This window comes from Citrobacter freundii ATCC 8090 = MTCC 1658 = NBRC 12681 (assembly GCF_011064845.1).
GTDB lineage: Bacteria > Pseudomonadota > Gammaproteobacteria > Enterobacterales > Enterobacteriaceae > Citrobacter > Citrobacter freundii.
On sequence record NZ_CP049015.1, the window covers coordinates 2,306,212 to 2,323,957 of the forward strand.

Below are 17,746 nucleotides of genomic sequence, written 5' to 3' on the forward strand. Positions count from 1 at the left end.
TTCCCTGAGAATTACGCTGTCGCGGCCTTAGCGGCTTTCTCATCGGCTTCGTCATCCTGAGTCATACGGTTCAGTTTCGGAGCCGTCAGCAGCATCAGAACAGCGATAACAGCCGTCGCAACACCAATCTGCAGGAACACACGACCGTAGACTTCAAGGGACATCAGCGGGTCAGTCACATTCTCTGGTACAGCCATCATGTTAGCGACGTAGCCACCGATGATGTTTGCACCGGCAGTGGTCAGGAACCAGCTACCCATGATGAAGCCCATCAGGCGTTGCGGAACCAGCTGTGCCACCATTGCCAGACCCAGACCGGAGATCATCAGCTCACCGATACTTTGCAGGCCATAGCAGATAATCAGCCAGTTAACGGAAACGATGCCCGCATCGGTAGCGAATTTCGCGCCCAGCGGCAGGATCAGGAATGCACCGGAACACAGAACCATACCAATCGCAAACTTGGTCGGCATCGGCAGGGTATCGCCCATCTTGTTATAGATAGCGGCGAGGATTGGGCTACCAATGATGATCCAGAACGGGTTCAGCGCCTGGTACTGTTCAGGTTCGAAAGCAATGCCAAGAATAGAGTGCTCAACGTTACGAATCGCAAAGAAGTTCAGTGAGGTCGGCATCTGGCTGTACAGCACGAAGAAGATAATCGCTTCCAGCATCAGAATGAAGGCGACGATCATTTTACGACGTGCAGCGCCTTTCATGGTGAAGGCTTCTTTACCGAAGATAAACACGATACCGATAGCAATTACACCCAGAACCATACGTGCGATCTGCTGGTTGTGCAGCAGCCAGGTCGCAATCGCGATCAGAACCACAACGCCAACGATAGTCAGCAGCAGGTTACGGAAGTTGATTGGTTCAAAGTCAGGTTTAGAACCGTATTGTTTAACCCAGCGCTGACAGAATGCGAAGTTAACAACGGTAATCAGCATACCCACGACGCTCAGCGCAAACGCGGTGCTCCAGCCGTAACGCGCAGCTAACCATGGCGTTGCCAGCATAGAGAAGAATGAACCGATGTTGACGGACATGTAGTACATGGTAAATGCACCATCAAGACGCGGGTCATCTTTGGCATAGCAGGTAGAGAGCAGGGAGGATGGGTTTGCTTTAAACAGGCCGTTACCGACCGCGATAGCCGCCATGCCCATATAAACGATACCCGCATCGTGACCGGACCATGCTACCAGCGCATAACCAATGGCCAGGACAACGGCACCCAGCATAATGACGCGTTTTGTACCCAGAACTTTATCACCTAACCAGCCGCCAATCGCAACCAGGCCATATACCAGGGCGCTAAAGGACGAGAAAAGGGTGATGGAATCCGCTTCTGACATGCCCAGTTGTTTAACCAGGTAGACGGCCATGATCCCTTGCAGGCCGTAATAACCAAAACGTTCCCACAGCTCAATAGAGAAAATGAGATAGAACGCTTTTGGTTGTTTGAAGGCGTTTAAACTTACGCTTTCTGTTGGTTTATTGTTTGCAGTAGACACTTTTACCTCTTTTTTTACATCCCATATCAACGGGGGTGTTCAGGTACGTGATGAGTCAAGTTCATCCGTCCGATTGTTATAGTGGGAGGGGAAACGGCAAGTAATGTTCACTATCTTGACCATTCAGACAAGTGGTTTGTAATAATCTGTTACATATATCATGACTGGTGAAATCGTCGGGGCTGCGAAATGTTATCTAGCGTTAAATTTCTTCATTTGTAAAATGGCAGATTTTTACACTGTTTAATCACCGCTAAAACCGGAATGTGGCGATATGTTCTGCTATTTAAGGTTGAATCCAGTGATATAGGCCATTATCTGAAAAATAGGCAGTGTAATGTTTTGTTTATAAACTGTGCAGTTAGGTCATCTAATTGTCACCTTAACTAAAAAATAAAAACTTATTAACATTGTGTTAGCTGGATGATCTGGATCACGTATAGATAGAAATTTCTTTTGCTAAAAAAACGATTAACCTGCTCAGGTGTTAATTAACAAGAATATTGCATTAGATTTGAGCAATTGAATGGCATCATTGTCGGGAAAAGAAACTTTGGGGGGTGCATAACTAAACGTTATGTATGTATGGGGCAAAGAGGATGCCCCGGCAGCATTAGATATCGACTTTCTCTTTGAATTCGCAGAGATCTTCGATGATACAGGAACCACAACGTGGCTTTCTGGCTATACAGGTGTAGCGGCCATGAAGAATTAACCAGTGGTGGCAATCGACTTTAAATTCACTGGGTACGACTTTCAGTAGCTTTTCTTCTACCTGCTCGACGTTTTTACCTGGGGCGAATTGTGTCCGGTTACATACCCGGAAAATGTGGGTATCTACGGCAATAGTGGGCCAGCCAAAGGCGGTATTTAACACCACATTAGCCGTCTTGCGCCCAACGCCGGGGAGAGCTTCTAACGCAGCACGGTCTTCAGGCACTTCACCATTATGTTGTTCCAGCAGAATGCGGCAGGTTTTAATTACGTTTTCCGCTTTGCTGTTAAACAAACCGATTGTCTTGATGTAGGACTTAACACCTTCAACTCCGAGCTCCAGCATCGCAGCAGGCGTATTGGCGACGGGGTATAGTTTAGCCGTCGCTTTATTGACGCTGACATCGGTGGCCTGAGCGGATAGCAAGACCGAAATCAGCAGTTCAAACGGCGATGTAAAATTAAGCTCGGTTGTCGGATGCGGGTTGTTATCCCGCAGGCGAGTCAGTATTTCCAGACGTTTTGCTTTGTTCATGAGACATTCCCTGTTTCACCAGCTGGACTGTCCGCAACAGCCGCTTCGGCACGACGTTTCTTCATTCTCTCATCAATCAGGTACTTAACTGCCAGCATCAAGCCCAGACCAATAAACGCGCCTGGTGGCAGCATGGCCAGCAGAAACGGCGTATCAGTATGGAAGATCTCAACGCGCAATACTTTGGCCCAGTTACCCAACAAACCGTCTGCGCCATCAAACAGTGTACCGTTACCAATTATTTCACGCAGCGAGCCCAGAACAAACATGGCGCCGGTCGCCCCCATACCGATGGAAAAACCATCGAGTGCGGATAATGCAGGGCCTTTTTTGGCGGCGAAGGCTTCTGCGCGGCCAACAACAATACAGTTGGTCACAATCAGCGGGATAAAGATGCCCAGAGACTGATACAGGCCAAAGGCATAGGCATTGATCAGCATCTGCACCGCACTCACCACGGAGGCGATGATCATGACATAAATTGGAATACGGATTTCAGGCGGAGTCCAGCGACGAAGGGCCGAAATCGTAAGGTTGGTCAGCGTCAGAACGAGCGTCGTCGCGAGCCCCAGTCCCAGCGCGTTAGTGGCGGTAGAGGTAACAGCCAACAGCGGACACATCCCGAGTAGCTGCACAAGCGCGGAGTTATTTTTCCATAACCCCTGGACTATAACGTCTTTAATTTCGCTCATGGTTTATTCTCCACAGGCGCTAAGTTGAGGAAGCTGCGCGGGTAGCGTCTGCGCATACAAACCGGCGCGTTTTACTGCGTTCACTACCGCCCGCGGCGTAATGGTTGCACCAGTAAACTGGTCAAAGTCGCCGCCGTCTTTTTTCACAGCCCAGTGGGCATCGTTACCCGTAGCGATCGTTTTGCCGCTAAAGTGGGTGATCCAGTCGGACAGTCGCAGTTCGATTTTATCGCCCAGTCCCGGGGTTTCATGATGTTCGGTTACCCGCGTACCCAACACGGTACCCGTAAAATCGACACCGACCAGCAGTTGAATCGCCCCGGAATACCCATCTGGCGCCGTAGCTTCAAGAATTGCTGCAACGGGACGGTCGTCCTGGCGGGCAATATACACGCGGTGAGTACCTTTGCCCAATGCCTGCGCATTGACCAGATAACAGCTCTCAGACAAGTTATTATTGTAGCGATCGCCAGGTAGCACCTGATCGAACAGTGCTTTTTGCTGCAGCGCGGCCTGTTCATCAATGGTGGACTTGGTTAATTGATTGATTGCCGCGGTTAATCCCGTTGAACCAGCAGCAAACAGTGCCAGCGTAATACCGTGTTTACGAATCGTTTTCAGCATTGGGAGTCCTTAGCGATGTCCGTACACGCGAGGGCGGGTGTAATAATCAATCAGGGGAACCGTGATATTTGCCAGTAATACAGCAAAGGCTACACCGTCAGGATAACCGCCAAAACTGCGAATCAACCATACTAACAACCCCGCAAGTGCGCCAAAAATCAGGCGGCCGCGGTTAGTTGTCGAGGCCGTAACGGGGTCGGTAAGAATAAAAAATGCACCCAGCATGGTTGCGCCGGAAAGCAGGTGTAACTGAGGAGACGCGAGTGACTCAGGTGAGAACAACCATCCCAGAGTGGCGCAAACGGCGAGCGACAGCAGGAAGCTAACCGGGATATGCCAGCGAATTGCCCCCTGCCATAACAGAACGATACCACCCGCCAACCAGGCAAGATTAACCCACTGCCAGCCCGCGCCTGCCAGCACACCGCTGTAAATCGGGTATTGCATCACCTGTTCAACGGTATGCCCGGCATGCAGTGATGTCTTAAAGGTATCGAGAGGCGTTGCCTGGCTGATACCATCAATGCCCATACGCAGTGTATTCATATCCCCACCGCTGACGGTATGGCCGCTAAGGATAACGTTCAGCGCGTCAAAGAACCCAGGCACTGTAGCCGCAATTTCGTGCGGCGGCAGCCAACTGGTCATCTGTACTGGAAATGAGATTAGCAGCACGACGTAACCAATCATGGCAGGGTTAAACGGGTTCTGACCGAGACCGCCATACAGCTGTTTCGCAATGATAACCGCGAATACCGTGCCCAATACCACCATCCACCAGGGGGCGAGCGGGGGAATACTCACGGCCAGCAGCAACCCGGTGAGTAACGCAGAGTTGTCTTTTAAAATCGGCACAATGGGTTGTTTACGCAGTTTAAGCACGCCCGCTTCGGCTGCGATAGCGCTGATGGCGGCCAGAATTATCTGGAACAACGTACCCCAGCCGAAGAACCACAGCTGTGCGGCGATTCCCGGCAATGCCGCAAGTAACACCAACATCATGATACGTGATGTCTGGCGCTGGTTATGGGTATAAGGGGAGCTTGCTATTCTGAATACCATTTATTCCTCGTTAACAACCTGCTGCTGTGCGGCTTTCTTTGCCTGAGCGCGTGCGATAGCGGCCGCGACGGCGGCTTTGCGTGGATCAACCGGCTCGGCTGTTTCCGGTACCGCCTGCTGTTCGAGCTTGCGGGCCTTGGCGCGGGCGATGGCCGCTTCCACGGCGGCTTTACGCGGATCAACCGATTCGGCTGTTTCCGGTACCTCCTGCTGCTCGAGCTTGCGGGCCTTGGCGCGGGCGATGGCCGCTTCCACGGCGGCTTTACGCGGATCAACCGATTCGGCTGTTTCCGGTACCACCTGCTGCTCGAGCTTGCGGGCCTTAGCGCGGGCGATGGCCGCTTCCACGGCGGCTTTGCGTGGATCAACCGGTTCGGATGTTTCCGGTACCGCCTGCTGCTCGAGCTTGCGGGCTTTGGCGCGAGCAATTGCCGCTTCGACGGCAGCTTTACGCGGATCTGTACCCGTGCTGCTGCCTTCACTTTGCGGCGAATTTTCCTTATGGGAAGCACGAGCTTGCGCCTTACGCGCCTCGCGTGCGGCAATCACTGCGCTATTGTCAGGTTTTTCACCTGCCTGAATTACTACCGGCTGCAGCGCCTGAGCCTGTTTTTCTTTTACGCGAGCCAGCGCGGCGGCAATGGCATCATGGTCTTTGGCCGCCGGTTGAGCAGCGGCGCTCTTATGGCGTTCAAGACGCGCTGCTTTTTCACGTTCAAGGCGCGCCTGTCGGGCTTCAAACCGTGCTTTCGCTTCAGCGGCTCGTTTTTCTTCCTGGCTAATGGCGTAAATCTCGGCTTTTTCCTGGCGGAAATACTGCACCAGCGGAATATTGCTTGGGCATACCCAGGCGCAGGCACCGCATTCAATGCAGTCGGCGATATTGTGGGCCGTTGCTTTGTCGTGCTGTTGCCCTTTACTGAACCAATAAAGCTGTTGTGGCAGGAGATCCGCCGGACAGGCATCGGCGCATGCGCTACAGCGAATGCAGCCTTTCTCTTCCGGCGTTTCACCCATTTCACTGGCAGAGGGGGCCAGAAGACAGTTGGTAATCTTCACCACCGGGACATCCAGCCATGGCAGCGTAAACCCCATCAGCGGTCCGCCCATAATCACCATCTGGTCGGCGGAAGGGCAGAAGCCCGCGTCGTTGAGCAGATGACGAACCGGCGTGCCCAAACGCGCCCAGACGTTGCCCGGACGGCTGACGGCTTCACCGGTAAGCGTCACGACACGTTCGGTGATCGGCTCACCGTCAATTACTGCACGTTTAATTGCATAGGCGGTACCGACGTTTTGCATCAATACCCCGATATCTGAGGAGCGTCCACCGTGGGGAACCTGCTTGCCAGTCAGGATTTGTGTTAACTGTTTAGCCCCGCCGGAAGGGTACTTGGTGGGGATCACGCGCAAACTGATGTCGTGTGAATCAGCCAGCACCGCGCGCAGCATAGATATTGCCTGCGGTTTGTTATCTTCTATGCCGAGGAGGATCTCGCGTGGCTGAAGAATGTGCGCCAGGATGCGGATTCCTTCGACGACCTGCGCCGCACAGTCCTGCATCAGGCGGTCATCTGCTGTAATGTACGGCTCGCATTCAGCGGCGTTAATGATCAGCGTTTCAATTTTATCTCCGCCGCCCTGCAGTTTAACGCCGGTGGGAAAACCTGCGCCACCCAGCCCGGCGACGCCGAACTGATGAATACGCGCAATCAGCTCTTCCCGGCTGTGGGAGCGGTAATCGGTCCAGCCGTCTCGCTCAATCCAGCGGTCTTCGCCATCGGCGTCTATGATAACGCTCAACTCAGCCAGTGCCGAAGGATGTGCGGTGGAGTGCGGGGCAATGGCAACCACGGTACCTGATGTTGGCGCATGGACTGGAAGCATTTTGCCACGCCCGCGGGTTAATGCCTGACCACGCAGCACGGTGTCACCCACGTTTACGCACAGTTCACCCTCCGCACCAATATGTTGTTTCAGCGGAATAACGAAACGCGGTGCCAGCGGAACCTGTCGCAACGGTGTTCCGTTTGACTGGGTTTTCATTTCTGGTGGATGAATGCCACCATCAAAGTCCCAGATTTTATTTTTTCTGAATGCAGAGAATAACTTAAACATGTTGTTCCACGGGAATGATGCGCACAGGGATGGTGTTTAAATCCCATTTCCAGCTATCGGGGGTCTCGGCTACCGGGCGTAATTCAATGCATTGCGTCGGGCACGGGTCAACACACAGGTTGCACCCAGTGCAGAGATCGCTCATTACCGTGTGCATGGCGCGGGTCGCGCCCACGATCGCATCGACCGGGCAGGCCTGAATACACTTAGTGCACCCGATACAGTTATTTTCATCAATGACCGCCAGCATACGCACCGGCGTAACGTCTTGTTCATCACCATCAATAGGCTGCGGATCGACGTTCAGCAGGGCGGCAATTTTTAACATCACCGCTTCGCCACCGGGGGCGCAACGGTTAATTTTTTCACCCTGAGAGCCGATCGCTTCAGCGTAAGGATGACAGCCCGGATAGCCGCACTGCCCACACTGGCTTTGCGGGAGAATTTCATCAATTTTCTCCACGACCGGATCATCTTCAACGGCAAAACGTCGTGAGGCGTACCCCAAAATAGCGCCGAACGCCAGACCCAGTACACTCACTGCGGCAACGGCAATCCAGATAGCATTCATTACAACTTCACCAAACCACTAAAGCCCATAAAGGCCAATGACATTAAACCAGCGGTAATCAGCGCAATCGCATTCCCGCGAAACGGCGCCGGGACGTCCGCCACAGCGAGGCGTTCGCGGATCGCGGCGAACAGTACCATCACCAGCGAGAAGCCGACGGCGGCGGAAAAACCGTATAGCGCCGACTGTAAAAAGTTATGGCCGAGGTTGATGTTCAGCAGCGCCACACCTAACACTGCGCAGTTAGTCGTAATCAGCGGTAGGAAGATCCCCAGCAGGCGGTACAGCGCAGGGCTGGTTTTGCGCACAACCATTTCGGTAAACTGCACGACGACGGCGATAACCAGAATAAAAGCCAGCGTGCGCAGATAGATGAGATTGAGCGGGATTAGGATCCAGGTATCAATCAGCCATGCGCAGATGGATGCCAGTGTCATGACAAACGTCGTGGCAAGGCCCATACCCATTGCGGTTTCCAGTTTTTTGGAAACGCCCATAAACGGGCAGAGGCCCAGAAACTTGACCAGTACAAAGTTATTGACCAGTACAGTTCCGACAAACAGCAGCAGGTAATCAGTCATTTTTCGGCCTGAAATAAAAAAGCCGCCTATTATCTGACAATCTACAACAGGCGACAACAGGTTAACTGTAGGGTTATTACGGGTTCACAAACGTCGATTTAACGCGCTGCGATCGCTTGAAGTAGGGCACCAACAGTGCTGCGGCCAGTAATGGGAACAGCAGTTGGCGCACCGCAAAAGCGTCTGGGACAGGTGAAAACGCAAACGCTTTAATCGCCAGCAACACGGAGATCAGCAGCCACAGAATGTAATGCTTGGGCACACAGGCTCTGCGTTTGAAAAACGCAATTGTCAGCCACAGTGTGTAATACCACATGGCGATCGCGGTAACAAAGGAGACGCCCCATAACAGCAAATTTGCTGTACTTTGCTCACCCAGCGTTTTGAAGGTTTGCGGTGTTGCCAGCGCAGTGACATAAAGTAATAACGCCAGCGAAGCGCTCAACAACGCGACTAACAGCCAGGCCAGTGGCCCAAGTAGCCAGCCTCCGATACGTTGTGCCGGTGTGGTAGTCATCTCTTCTCCAGTTTTACGCGCGCAATCAATCATGCCATTCATTTTGGGGCGATTATTATAAAGCTTTTAACGTTGAGCGCTACTTTCTTCTCTATTGCACGTAATGCCAGACTGATTTAGGTACCTGACCAACATCAAACAGACGGCCTCCGGATATAAGCTCCGCACGGCGATGGTCTGCGGCACGGTACATATTGATCATGTCGCTATCGTCGGTGAGCGTGTAGTTTAAATGGTCGAAAAGTTTTTCCAGACTTTCGAGTGAACTGATTTTGCGGAATTTTAATAAGTAATCCTGAACAGTCATAAATGCAGATCCATATTAATAAAATAATACCAACGGAGTAGAAAATATAAAAATAAACAACGTGCACAGGTAAAAGCGGATTTACGTGCAAATGTAAGAAGAGTGTTCATACCTGTGAAAAAGCAGGCGCTATGCGCGTCTTCGGCAAGGGTAACGCGCTTAGCGATCGCTGGCAATATGCAGCGGAGCGGGATGCGGCATAATTCGCTTTTTTTGACAGAAAGCGATCTTTTACCGGCAAACCCTGCAACTACCAATGTTAATTGCCGGGCAATAAAAGGTTGCGGATGCTTATTTCTTCTGCACTGCCGCAACGGGCTCTGGCGGCTGGTAATTGTCAATATGATTGGCAACACCCAGCAGGATCACGGAGACGGCGAGAACAATCCAACCTGTTAATTCAATAAGACGATTCATTACTGATGACATTTGCTTTGATTTATCCATAAACACAGGCTGCAAATGTTACTAATCTCTCATTAATACAGCAAGATGGTTGGGAACGATTTCTCCCTCTTTTTCGCTGCAAGTTAAGCATAAGTGGCATATGTTTGACTTAAGTTAAAAACAACCTTTGTAGCGCAAAGGTTATTAAACTATTGAGACGTTGCAAGGTATGGTGTGAAATAGGTCAGTCCTGAATTGAGAGGCAATAACATGAGTGACAACATCCGCGTTGGGCTAATTGGCTATGGTTATGCCAGTAAAACCTTCCATGCCCCCCTGATTGTGGGCACGCCGGGCCTGGAACTGGCTGCAGTTTCCAGTAGTGATGAAGCAAAAGTGAAGGCAGACTGGCCTACGGTGGCGGTTGTTGCTGAGCCTAAGCATCTTTTTAACGATCCAAATATCGACCTGATTGTGATCCCCACGCCTAATGACACACACTTTCCATTAGCGAAAGCTGCGCTGGAAGCGGGCAAACATGTGGTTGTTGATAAGCCTTTTACTGTGACACTGTCACAAGCTCGTGAGCTGGATACGCTGGCGCGCAGCCTCGGGCGCGTGCTGTCTGTGTTCCATAACCGTCGCTGGGACAGTGATTTTCTGACGCTGAAAGCTCTGCTGGCGGATGGTGTTTTGGGAGAGGTGGCGTATTTCGAATCCCATTTCGATCGTTTCCGCCCGCAGGTTCGTGACCGTTGGCGTGAACAGGGCGGTCCGGGAAGCGGTATCTGGTACGATTTAGCACCTCATCTTTTGGATCAGGCGATTAATCTGTTTGGTTTGCCCGTCAGCCTGACGGTAGACCTGGCCCAGTTGCGTCCAGGCGCGCAGGCGACGGATTACTTCCATGCCATCCTGACGTATCCGCAGCGTCGTGTGATCCTGCATGGCACCATGCTCGCTGCCGCAGAATCGGCCCGTTATATTGTGCACGGATCGCGTGGCAGCTATGTGAAGTATGGTCTTGACCCGCAGGAAGAGCGTCTGAAAAATGGCGAGCGACTACCACAGGAAGACTGGGGTTATGATATGCGCGATGGCGTTTTGACGCGAGTAGAAGGCGAAGAGCAGGTTGAAGAAACCTGGCTTACTGTACCAGGCAACTATCCGGCGTACTATGCTGGCATTCGTGATGCGCTAAACGGTAACGGTGAAAACCCGGTACCGGCGAGACAGGCTATCCAAATTATGGAGCTGATTGAGCTGGGTATCGAATCTGCGAAACATCGTTCGACGCTGTGCCTTGCTTGATTGGACTAATGCCGGATGGAGATGCTCAGGCATCTTATCCGGCCTACAATGAAAACCAACGTAGGCCGGATAAGCGTTAGCGCCATTCAGCACTTTACCCGTTACGCTGCGGCGACTTTCTCGCGCAAGGCTTGTTTTTCTTCGTTACTCAGGAATGCCATTTCCAGACCGTTGATTTGCGCCTGGCGGATCTGTTCGCGCGTTAGGCCTGCAGCTGGTGCGGCAATGGTGTACTCGTGAATAATATCCACACCCTGAACAGCCGGGTCGTCCGTATTCAAACTGGCAATAACGCCATGCTCAAGGAACGTTTTCAGCGGATGGTTCGCTAGTGAGGCAACGGTGCTGGTCTGAATGTTTGATGTCAGGCAGGATTCGATGCCGATACGATGCTCGGCGAGGTAATCCATCAACGCACGATCTTCAACGGCTTTAACGCCGTGACCAATACGCTCAGCGCCCAGCTCTTTAATGGCCTGCCAGATGCTTTCTGGTCCCGCGGCTTCGCCCGCATGCACGGTAATATGCCAGCCGGCGTCGCGTGCATGGTTGAAATGGGACAGGAACAGACTGCCAGGGAATCCCAGTTCGTCACCGGCTAGATCCAGTGCCGTAATATGTTCTCGGTGGGCTAACAGCGCATCCAGTTCCTGCAGACAGGCGGCTTCGCCAAAAGTACGGCTCATAATGCCAATTAAGCGTGCTTCGACGCCAAAGGTCTTGCAGCCCTCGCGCACGCCTGCGATGACGGCTTCAACCACACCTGCCACCGGGAGTTGATGCGCCATCGCCATATAGCCTGGTGAAAAACGTAATTCTACATAGTGCAGACCGTTACGTGCTGCATCCTCAATATTTTCAAATGCTACGCGGCGACAGGCATCCAGCGAGGCCAGTACCTTCACGCCCCAGTCGAGCTTGGATAAAAAACTCACTAAATCTGGCTCAGTGGATGTCACTTGCACATGAGGGATCAGCGTTTCCAACGTTTGTGCCGGGAGCGTTAAATTGAACTGACGACCCAGTTCCAGAATCGTTTGGGCACGGATGTTACCATCAAGGTGGCGATGGACGTCGGTCAATGGGAGGGAAGTATCAATCATGGTCGCACTCGTGTATTTAGGTAAAGTGCGTCGTATTATAAGAAAAAATCGGGATAAAAATCTATGTTGCGCAATGACTAATTTCATTGCGCAAACTTTATTAGCGTACAGAACGTATGCCGTTAATCAACCCCTGAACGCCTTTTTCAAGTTTGGATCGTGGACATCCGGCATTCAGGCGCACAAAACCGCGTCCTTCTTCGCCGTATGTGTATCCGGGCATGATGGCGACTTTCTGCTGGTGGATGAGCGCTTCCTGCAATGCGTGCTCATCAATGTTGAGCGGACGCAGGTCAATCCATGCCAGATAGGTGGATTGCGGAACCTGCCAGTTCAGTTCGGGGAATGCGGCATTAAGCTCGCGGGCGACGTAATGCAGATTGCTGGTAAGGTAATCCCGCAGCGCATCAAGCCAGCTTGCGCCCTGATGATAGGCGGCAATATGTGCGCTCAGCGCGAGAACTGCTGGTGAGGAAAGACCATCGCGACCTTTTAATGCGCTGAGATAATCGTTACGGCTTTGAGCGTCTTCAATAATTCCGTAAGCCCCGGTCAGTGCCGGAATATTAAAACTTTTTGAGCCGGAAGTGAGCAGCGCCCAGCTGTCACGCGCGACGTTACTCCAGGGGATATGTGGGTGATCCCCCCATACCATATCCATATGGATCTCATCGGAAATAACTTTTACACCATGGCGCTGACACAGTTCTGCCATGGTTTCCAGCTCATCACGCGTCCACACTTTGCCCGTCGGATTTTGTGGGCTACAGAGCAGAAGAATTTTGCTCTCTGGACGAGACAGGGCATTCTCCAGCGCGGCCATGTCGCAGTACCAACCGTCAGTGCGTTTTTCCAGTTCGACAGCACGCACCACGCGCTGATTACCTTCAATTGCTTTGTAAAACGCGTCGTACGCCGGCGTATGAATCACCACCGCATCACCCGCAGAAGACCACTGGCGGATCAGCTCCGATACCATATAGATAACCGAGGGGCCATAAACCAGCGACTGAGGATCGATTTGGGTATTATGACGCGATAGAAACCAGTGACTAATCGCCGCAAGAAATTCATCATTTTTCCAGCGACTGTAACCCAACACGCCATGTGACAGGCGCTGAGTCAGCGCCTCCAGAATACAGGGTGCGGTGGCAAAATCCATATCGGAGATGGTGAATGGCAGCAGGTCGGCTGAACCAAAACGGTCGGCAACGTAATCCCACTGAGTACACCAGGTACCATGCCTGTCCACAACCTTTGAAAAATCAAACATGTCATTGTCCTTAAGCTTGTACGGTGTTCATCAGAACTGCGATCTCGTCTTTCACTGACTGGACCTGTGGGCCAATAACGACCTGAAGATTATGCTGATTGAGTTGCACTACGCCAATGGCGCGATTGTCCTTCAGTGCCTGTACATTCACTAGAGACATATCCTTCACTGACAAACGCAGACGGGTAATACAGTTATCCAGGCTAACGATGTTTTCCGCACCGCCAAGCGCCGACAGAATGGCAGGGACGTTGTAACCGGATTTACCCGGCGCTCCAGCCATTACTTTTTCGATATTGCTGGCAATTTCGACGTCTCGACCTGGTGTCTTCAAATTGAAGCGTGTGATGGCGAAACGGAAGATGACGTAGTACACCGCGAACCAGATCGCCGCCACAACAGGGACCAGATACCACTTGGTAGAGAGTCCATGCAGGATGCCGAACACCACGAAGTCAATCAGGTTACCGTCGGTGTTACCGATGGTGACGCCAAGCACTGCCATCACAGTGAAGCCAAGACCGGTCAGCAGGGCGTGGATCACATACAGAACTGGGGCAACGAACAGGAATAAGAACTCAAGGGGCTCGGTGGTACCGCCGATCACACAGGCAATAAGACCGGAAATTAATAACCCTTTAATTTTATGACGATTTTCAGGGCGAGCACAGTGGTACATAGCGAGCGCTGCCCCCGGTAAACCACCAAGGAACGCAGGCATTTTGCCCTGCGACAGGAAGCGGGTTGCGCTTTCAGAGAAACCTTGTGTTGTCGGGCAGCTCAGTTGGGCCTGGAAAATAGTCAGTGCGCCGCTCACGCTGTGACCGCAGACTTCTTGCGTGCCGCCAGCCTCGGTGAAGCGAATGAGCGCCACCAGAATATGATGCAGACCAAACGGCAGCAGCAGACGTTCGCCGGTACCAAACAGCATTGGGCCAAATTCTCCCGCGCTGTTGATGATGTGGCCGAGCCCGGTAATGCCCATAGCGAAAACCGGCCAGATCAGGGGAATTACCAGCCCGACCAGCCCCATCACCACCGAGGAGATGATAGGCACAAAGCGGGTGCCGCCGAAGAAAGCCAGCGCATCCGGCAGACGAATGTTGTGGAAACGTTCATGCAGCATCCAGACGATGATCCCGGCAATAACAGCACCGAGGATCCCAGTGTCGATCGACTGGATCCCCAGGATATTCTGCACGTTGTTGGCCTTCAGGATCGCGGCATCCGTGGTAGGTAAGATACCTTTCGCGGTTAACCAGAAGTTGACGGCAAGGTTCATGACCGCATAACCAACAAAACCGGCAAATGCCGCTACGCCTTTGTTCTCGCGAGCAAGGCCGAGAGGTATGGCAATACAGAACATCACCGGTAAGAAACTAAACGCAAATGAGCCTACTTTGCTCATCCAGGTAAAGATGGCCTGCAGTACCGGATTACCCAATGCCGGGATCAGTGTTAAGACATCATGGCTGCTTAACGAGCTGCCGATCCCCAACATGATCCCGCAAAATGAGAGTAGCGCTACGGGGAGCATAAAGGTTTTGCCCAACTGCTGGAAAAATTCCCATAACGTTATTTTTGGTGTAGTTCTCGTCGTCATCAAACGACTCCTCGTAAAAGCTAGCTGACTAATGATGGCGAGAAGATAAAACGTTTTACCTAATTTTAGTGCGGTGTAAATCACATTATCGAACGATAATAGGGCGTATAAATATAAGTGATTGATAAAACGTTTTATCCGTCACGTTATCAGGGAGTTTTCCGTTTTTATGGCTATAGCCAAAAAAATAACCATCCATGATGTTGCGCTGGCCGCGGGCGTTTCGGTCAGTACTGTCTCATTGGTGCTTAGTGGAAAAGGTCGTATTTCATCCGCGACAGGCGAACGCGTGAATGCCGCTATTGAGCAACTCGGGTTTGTGCGTAATCGCCAGGCATCGGCGCTGCGTGGCGGGCAGAGCGGGGTCATTGGTTTGATTGTGCGCGATCTTTCTACGCCGTTTTACGCCGAGTTGACGGCGGGTCTGACGGAAGCATTAGAAACGCAGGGGCGCATGGTCTTTTTATTACATGGTGGCAAAGATGGCGAACAGCTCGCGCAGCGTTTCGCTATGTTGCTAAATCAAGGGGTTGATGGTGTGGTGATCGCCGGGGCTGCCGGCAGTAGCGACGACCTACAACAACTGGCCGCCGATAAGGGGATACCGGTGGTGTTTGCTTCTCGGGCAAGCTACCTGGATGATGTCGACACCGTCAGACCTGACAACATGCAGGCTTCGCAATTGCTGGTTGAACATCTTATCCGCCACGGACATCAGCGAATAGCGTGGTTGGGGGGGCAGAGTTCCTCATTGACTCGCGCAGAGCGTGTCGGCGGCTATTGTACGACGTTGCTAAAGTATGGTTTACCGTTTCATAGCGACTGGGTGCTGGAGTGTTCATCCAGCCAGAAGCAGGCCGCAGAGGAGGTAACCGCGCTGTTACGTCGTAACCCAACGATCAACGCAGTGGTGTGCTACAACGAAACCATTGCCGTTGGCGCCTGGTTTGGCCTGATGAGAGCGGGGCGTCAGAGTGGTGAAATTGGCGTAGATCGCTATTTCGAACAGCAGATCTCCTTAGCGGGATTTGCCGATGTAGCGGAAAATGCACTGGACGATATCCCCATTATTTGGGCCTGCACGCCTGCGCGTGAAATGGGATATACCCTTGCTGAGCGCATGCTGCAGCGCATTGGGCACGATGATGGTCATTCGCGTAACCTGACGCTTTCCGCCCGTCTGGTGGTGGCCAAATAAAAAAGGCCCGATAAACACACGGTTATCGGGCCTGTTGTCACGCGTATTTACTGTTGCGGGATAGCCGGGGCATCCGGTTCGCCGAGAGAAGGCATACCGAACATGCCAACAAACTCATCCAGCGGCATTTTTTGTCCGTTTAACGTAACCTGTCCGTTTGCGTATTGCAGGCTGGAGCCGATGACGTTGTCCTGCATCGTTGTAATACGGAACATCTGACCCATTGCCGCCAAGCCATTCACTTGTTGCTTCGCAAGATCGGCCGCTTGCTCCTGCTGATAGCCTTCAATTTTGGCGATCTGCGTCATGAACTCAGTCGCCATATCGACCGGAATCGTCAGCTTGGCATCCAGTGATTTGACCGAACGATCCACTTCCTGAGCCAGCGTTTGTGGTTCCTCAGTATTTGCTGTCGGATCTTTTAGCAGCAGTGACAGATTAAATGCGGTTTCACCTTTCGCATTTTTCCAGCTCAGCGGGGCAATGGTGATAACCGGCTCGCCTTTCATCAGTATCGGCAGCGCATTGAAGAAAGCTTCGGTGACTTTTTGCTGATAAAGCTCAGGATTTTGTACCACATCGATCTGCGCCATCAGCGCCTTGGTTTGGGCGCTATACTGCTGACTGAACTGATGCAGGGCTTCACCGTCAATCTGGGCAACTTTCAGCGTCAGCTTACCGCTACCCATATCCTGGCCCTGCAATTTAAGGCTGTTCAGCGTGTAATCCAGCTGACTGTTGACAGTTTTACCGTCGTTAACCAGATCGGATTTGCCATCGATACCCATGCCCTCCAGAACCGCCAACTCTTTACCCTCGACCGAGATCGACAGTTTTTCGAGTGACAATTTCTGGTCGCCGATGCGCTCACCAAAGCTGGCAATACTGCTGGAACCCTCAGTCTTCAGATTATTGAAAGTCATTTGTACTTTCTGGTCATACTCGTTGACCGCATTGACCACGCCGCTTTGCGCATTGCCTGTCAGCGAGACAGCGTTACCTTCTTTGTCTGCTGTAAACTGGAATTCCCCGCCGCTGAAGGCTACTTTTTCGTCGCCTTTCTCGTAGTTCAGTGGTTTAAGGGAAAGATCGGAACGGGTATCGCCGCTGTAGCTGATACGGGAGTTAATGACAAATGGCGACTCACCCTTGGCAATATCAAACAGCGGTTTGGTAACGTCGTTATTCACCAGCGTCGTTTTCACGGAGGCCATAGCCGGAACCAGATTCAGTGACTTCAGTTGGGCCAGTGGGAAGGGACCGTGATCCACCGTTTCATCCAGGACAATACTTTGCCCCGGTTTCAGCCAGGAATCTGCCTGCCCGGCTATTGGTTTCACCACCAATTGCAGTTGGCTATTGAACACCCCGCGCTGGTAGTTTTGATAACTCAGTTCAATACCCGCCTCAGGGGAGAAACGTTTTAACTGATCGTTTGCCTGCGTCACCATCTCGGCGAGATGCGTTTCGAGTTTCTTTCCTGTGTACCAGGCGCCGCCCGTCCAGACGATACCCAGCGCAACCACCACACCCGCAGCTACCAGCGATTTTTTCATTTTGATATCCATAAAATAAAACCAGGCGTTTGAAGACGCCTGGAGGAGTGACATGTCTTTAACTTACTACAGCTTAG

17 protein-coding genes are annotated in these 17,746 nt (G+C 52.1%); 2 read left to right on the top strand and 15 right to left on the bottom strand.

Annotated features, from left to right (window positions below):
* Nucleotides 1–11: 11 nt before the first annotated feature.
* The 11 genes from dtpA to blr form a co-directional block, all read right to left on the bottom strand.
* Nucleotides 12–1,517, bottom strand: coding sequence for a dipeptide/tripeptide permease DtpA (dtpA, locus tag G4551_RS11100; protein ID WP_003029162.1), 1,506 nt, complete (start codon nt 1,515–1,517; stop codon nt 12–14).
* A gap of 613 nt (nt 1,518–2,130) precedes the next feature.
* Nucleotides 2,131–2,766: an endonuclease III gene (gene nth, locus G4551_RS11105; RefSeq protein WP_003029161.1), complete on the bottom strand. Its 636-nt coding sequence runs from the start codon at nt 2,764–2,766 to the stop codon at nt 2,131–2,133.
* Complete coding sequence (locus tag G4551_RS11110; RefSeq protein WP_003029158.1) at nt 2,763–3,458, bottom strand: electron transport complex subunit E; 696 nt, start codon at nt 3,456–3,458, stop codon at nt 2,763–2,765. The genes nth and G4551_RS11110 overlap by 4 nt, the downstream gene beginning before the upstream one ends.
* A gap of 3 nt (nt 3,459–3,461) precedes the next feature.
* Entirely contained in the window at nt 3,462–4,082 is a 621-nt protein-coding gene (rsxG, locus tag G4551_RS11115; RefSeq protein WP_003029155.1) for an electron transport complex subunit RsxG, read from the bottom strand.
* A 9-nt stretch (nt 4,083–4,091) separates the two neighbouring features.
* A complete protein-coding gene (rsxD, locus tag G4551_RS11120) occupies nt 4,092–5,144 on the bottom strand; it encodes an electron transport complex subunit RsxD (protein ID WP_003836424.1) in 1,053 nt (350 codons plus the stop codon).
* The gene (gene rsxC / locus G4551_RS11125; protein ID WP_032941308.1) at nt 5,145–7,262 is read right to left on the bottom strand and encodes an electron transport complex subunit RsxC; all 2,118 of its coding nucleotides are present in this window, start codon (nt 7,260–7,262) and stop codon (nt 5,145–5,147) included.
* Nucleotides 7,255–7,833, bottom strand: a complete 579-nt coding sequence (gene rsxB / locus G4551_RS11130) for an electron transport complex subunit RsxB (RefSeq protein WP_003029148.1) — start codon at nt 7,831–7,833, stop codon at nt 7,255–7,257. Before rsxB ends, rsxC begins: the two co-directional genes overlap by 8 nt.
* The gene (gene rsxA, locus G4551_RS11135) at nt 7,833–8,414 is read right to left on the bottom strand and encodes an electron transport complex subunit RsxA (protein WP_003029144.1); all 582 of its coding nucleotides are present in this window, start codon (nt 8,412–8,414) and stop codon (nt 7,833–7,835) included. Before rsxA ends, rsxB begins: the two co-directional genes overlap by 1 nt.
* Nucleotides 8,415–8,490: 76 nt before the next feature.
* Nucleotides 8,491–8,931, bottom strand: a complete 441-nt coding sequence (locus G4551_RS11140; RefSeq protein WP_003832803.1) for a DUF2569 domain-containing protein — start codon at nt 8,929–8,931, stop codon at nt 8,491–8,493.
* 91 nt (nt 8,932–9,022) lie between these two features.
* Nucleotides 9,023–9,238: a transcription modulator YdgT gene (ydgT, locus tag G4551_RS11145; protein WP_003029138.1), complete on the bottom strand. Its 216-nt coding sequence runs from the start codon at nt 9,236–9,238 to the stop codon at nt 9,023–9,025.
* A gap of 291 nt (nt 9,239–9,529) precedes the next feature.
* Complete coding sequence (gene blr, locus G4551_RS11150; protein WP_003029134.1) at nt 9,530–9,655, bottom strand: division septum protein Blr; 126 nt, start codon at nt 9,653–9,655, stop codon at nt 9,530–9,532.
* Nucleotides 9,656–9,895: 240 nt separating this feature from the next.
* Here blr and G4551_RS11155 point away from each other — a divergent pair, with 240 nt between their 5' ends.
* On the top strand, nt 9,896–10,936 hold the full coding sequence (locus G4551_RS11155) for an oxidoreductase (RefSeq protein ID WP_003836419.1): 1,041 nt from the start codon (nt 9,896–9,898) through the stop codon (nt 10,934–10,936).
* A gap of 101 nt (nt 10,937–11,037) precedes the next feature.
* Here the strand turns inward: G4551_RS11155 and add are convergent, their stop codons facing one another.
* From add to malX, 3 genes are all read right to left on the bottom strand, one after another.
* Nucleotides 11,038–12,039: an adenosine deaminase gene (add, locus tag G4551_RS11160; protein ID WP_003836417.1), complete on the bottom strand. Its 1,002-nt coding sequence runs from the start codon at nt 12,037–12,039 to the stop codon at nt 11,038–11,040.
* A 100-nt stretch (nt 12,040–12,139) separates the two neighbouring features.
* The gene (locus tag G4551_RS11165) at nt 12,140–13,312 is read right to left on the bottom strand and encodes a MalY/PatB family protein (RefSeq protein WP_003836414.1); all 1,173 of its coding nucleotides are present in this window, start codon (nt 13,310–13,312) and stop codon (nt 12,140–12,142) included.
* 10 nt (nt 13,313–13,322) lie between these two features.
* Nucleotides 13,323–14,915, bottom strand: coding sequence for a maltose/glucose-specific PTS transporter subunit IIBC (gene malX, locus G4551_RS11170; protein ID WP_003836411.1), 1,593 nt, complete (start codon nt 14,913–14,915; stop codon nt 13,323–13,325).
* A gap of 169 nt (nt 14,916–15,084) precedes the next feature.
* Here malX and G4551_RS11175 point away from each other — a divergent pair, with 169 nt between their 5' ends.
* Nucleotides 15,085–16,113, top strand: coding sequence for a Mal regulon transcriptional regulator MalI (locus G4551_RS11175; protein ID WP_003836409.1), 1,029 nt, complete (start codon nt 15,085–15,087; stop codon nt 16,111–16,113).
* 47 nt (nt 16,114–16,160) lie between these two features.
* Here the strand turns inward: G4551_RS11175 and G4551_RS11180 are convergent, their stop codons facing one another.
* Complete coding sequence (locus tag G4551_RS11180; RefSeq protein ID WP_003028973.1) at nt 16,161–17,669, bottom strand: YdgA family protein; 1,509 nt, start codon at nt 17,667–17,669, stop codon at nt 16,161–16,163.
* Nucleotides 17,670–17,746: the final 77 nt, after the last annotated feature.

Bases quoted from the DNA above. Each gene is read 5' to 3' on its own strand.
- rsxB (WP_003029148.1), bottom strand. From the start codon at position 7,833: ATGAATGCTATCTGGATTGCCGTTGCCGCAGTGAGTGTACTGGGTCTG.
- nth (WP_003029161.1), bottom strand. From the start codon at position 2,766: ATGAACAAAGCAAAACGTCTGGAAATACTGACTCGCCTGCGGGATAAC.
- G4551_RS11140 (WP_003832803.1), bottom strand. From the start codon at position 8,931: ATGACTACCACACCGGCACAACGTATCGGAGGCTGGCTACTTGGGCCA.
- add (WP_003836417.1), bottom strand. From the start codon at position 12,039: ATGATTGATACTTCCCTCCCATTGACCGACGTCCATCGCCACCTTGAT.
- G4551_RS11155 (WP_003836419.1), top strand. From the start codon at position 9,896: ATGAGTGACAACATCCGCGTTGGGCTAATTGGCTATGGTTATGCCAGT.
- rsxA (WP_003029144.1), bottom strand. From the start codon at position 8,414: ATGACTGATTACCTGCTGCTGTTTGTCGGAACTGTACTGGTCAATAAC.
- G4551_RS11180 (WP_003028973.1), bottom strand. From the start codon at position 17,669: ATGAAAAAATCGCTGGTAGCTGCGGGTGTGGTGGTTGCGCTGGGTATC.
- G4551_RS11165 (WP_003836414.1), bottom strand. From the start codon at position 13,312: ATGTTTGATTTTTCAAAGGTTGTGGACAGGCATGGTACCTGGTGTACT.
- G4551_RS11110 (WP_003029158.1), bottom strand. From the start codon at position 3,458: ATGAGCGAAATTAAAGACGTTATAGTCCAGGGGTTATGGAAAAATAAC.
- malX (WP_003836411.1), bottom strand. From the start codon at position 14,915: ATGACGACGAGAACTACACCAAAAATAACGTTATGGGAATTTTTCCAG.
- ydgT (WP_003029138.1), bottom strand. From the start codon at position 9,238: ATGACTGTTCAGGATTACTTATTAAAATTCCGCAAAATCAGTTCACTC.
- G4551_RS11175 (WP_003836409.1), top strand. From the start codon at position 15,085: ATGGCTATAGCCAAAAAAATAACCATCCATGATGTTGCGCTGGCCGCG.
- blr (WP_003029134.1), bottom strand. From the start codon at position 9,655: ATGAATCGTCTTATTGAATTAACAGGTTGGATTGTTCTCGCCGTCTCC.
- rsxC (WP_032941308.1), bottom strand. From the start codon at position 7,262: ATGTTTAAGTTATTCTCTGCATTCAGAAAAAATAAAATCTGGGACTTT.
- rsxD (WP_003836424.1), bottom strand. From the start codon at position 5,144: ATGGTATTCAGAATAGCAAGCTCCCCTTATACCCATAACCAGCGCCAG.
- rsxG (WP_003029155.1), bottom strand. From the start codon at position 4,082: ATGCTGAAAACGATTCGTAAACACGGTATTACGCTGGCACTGTTTGCT.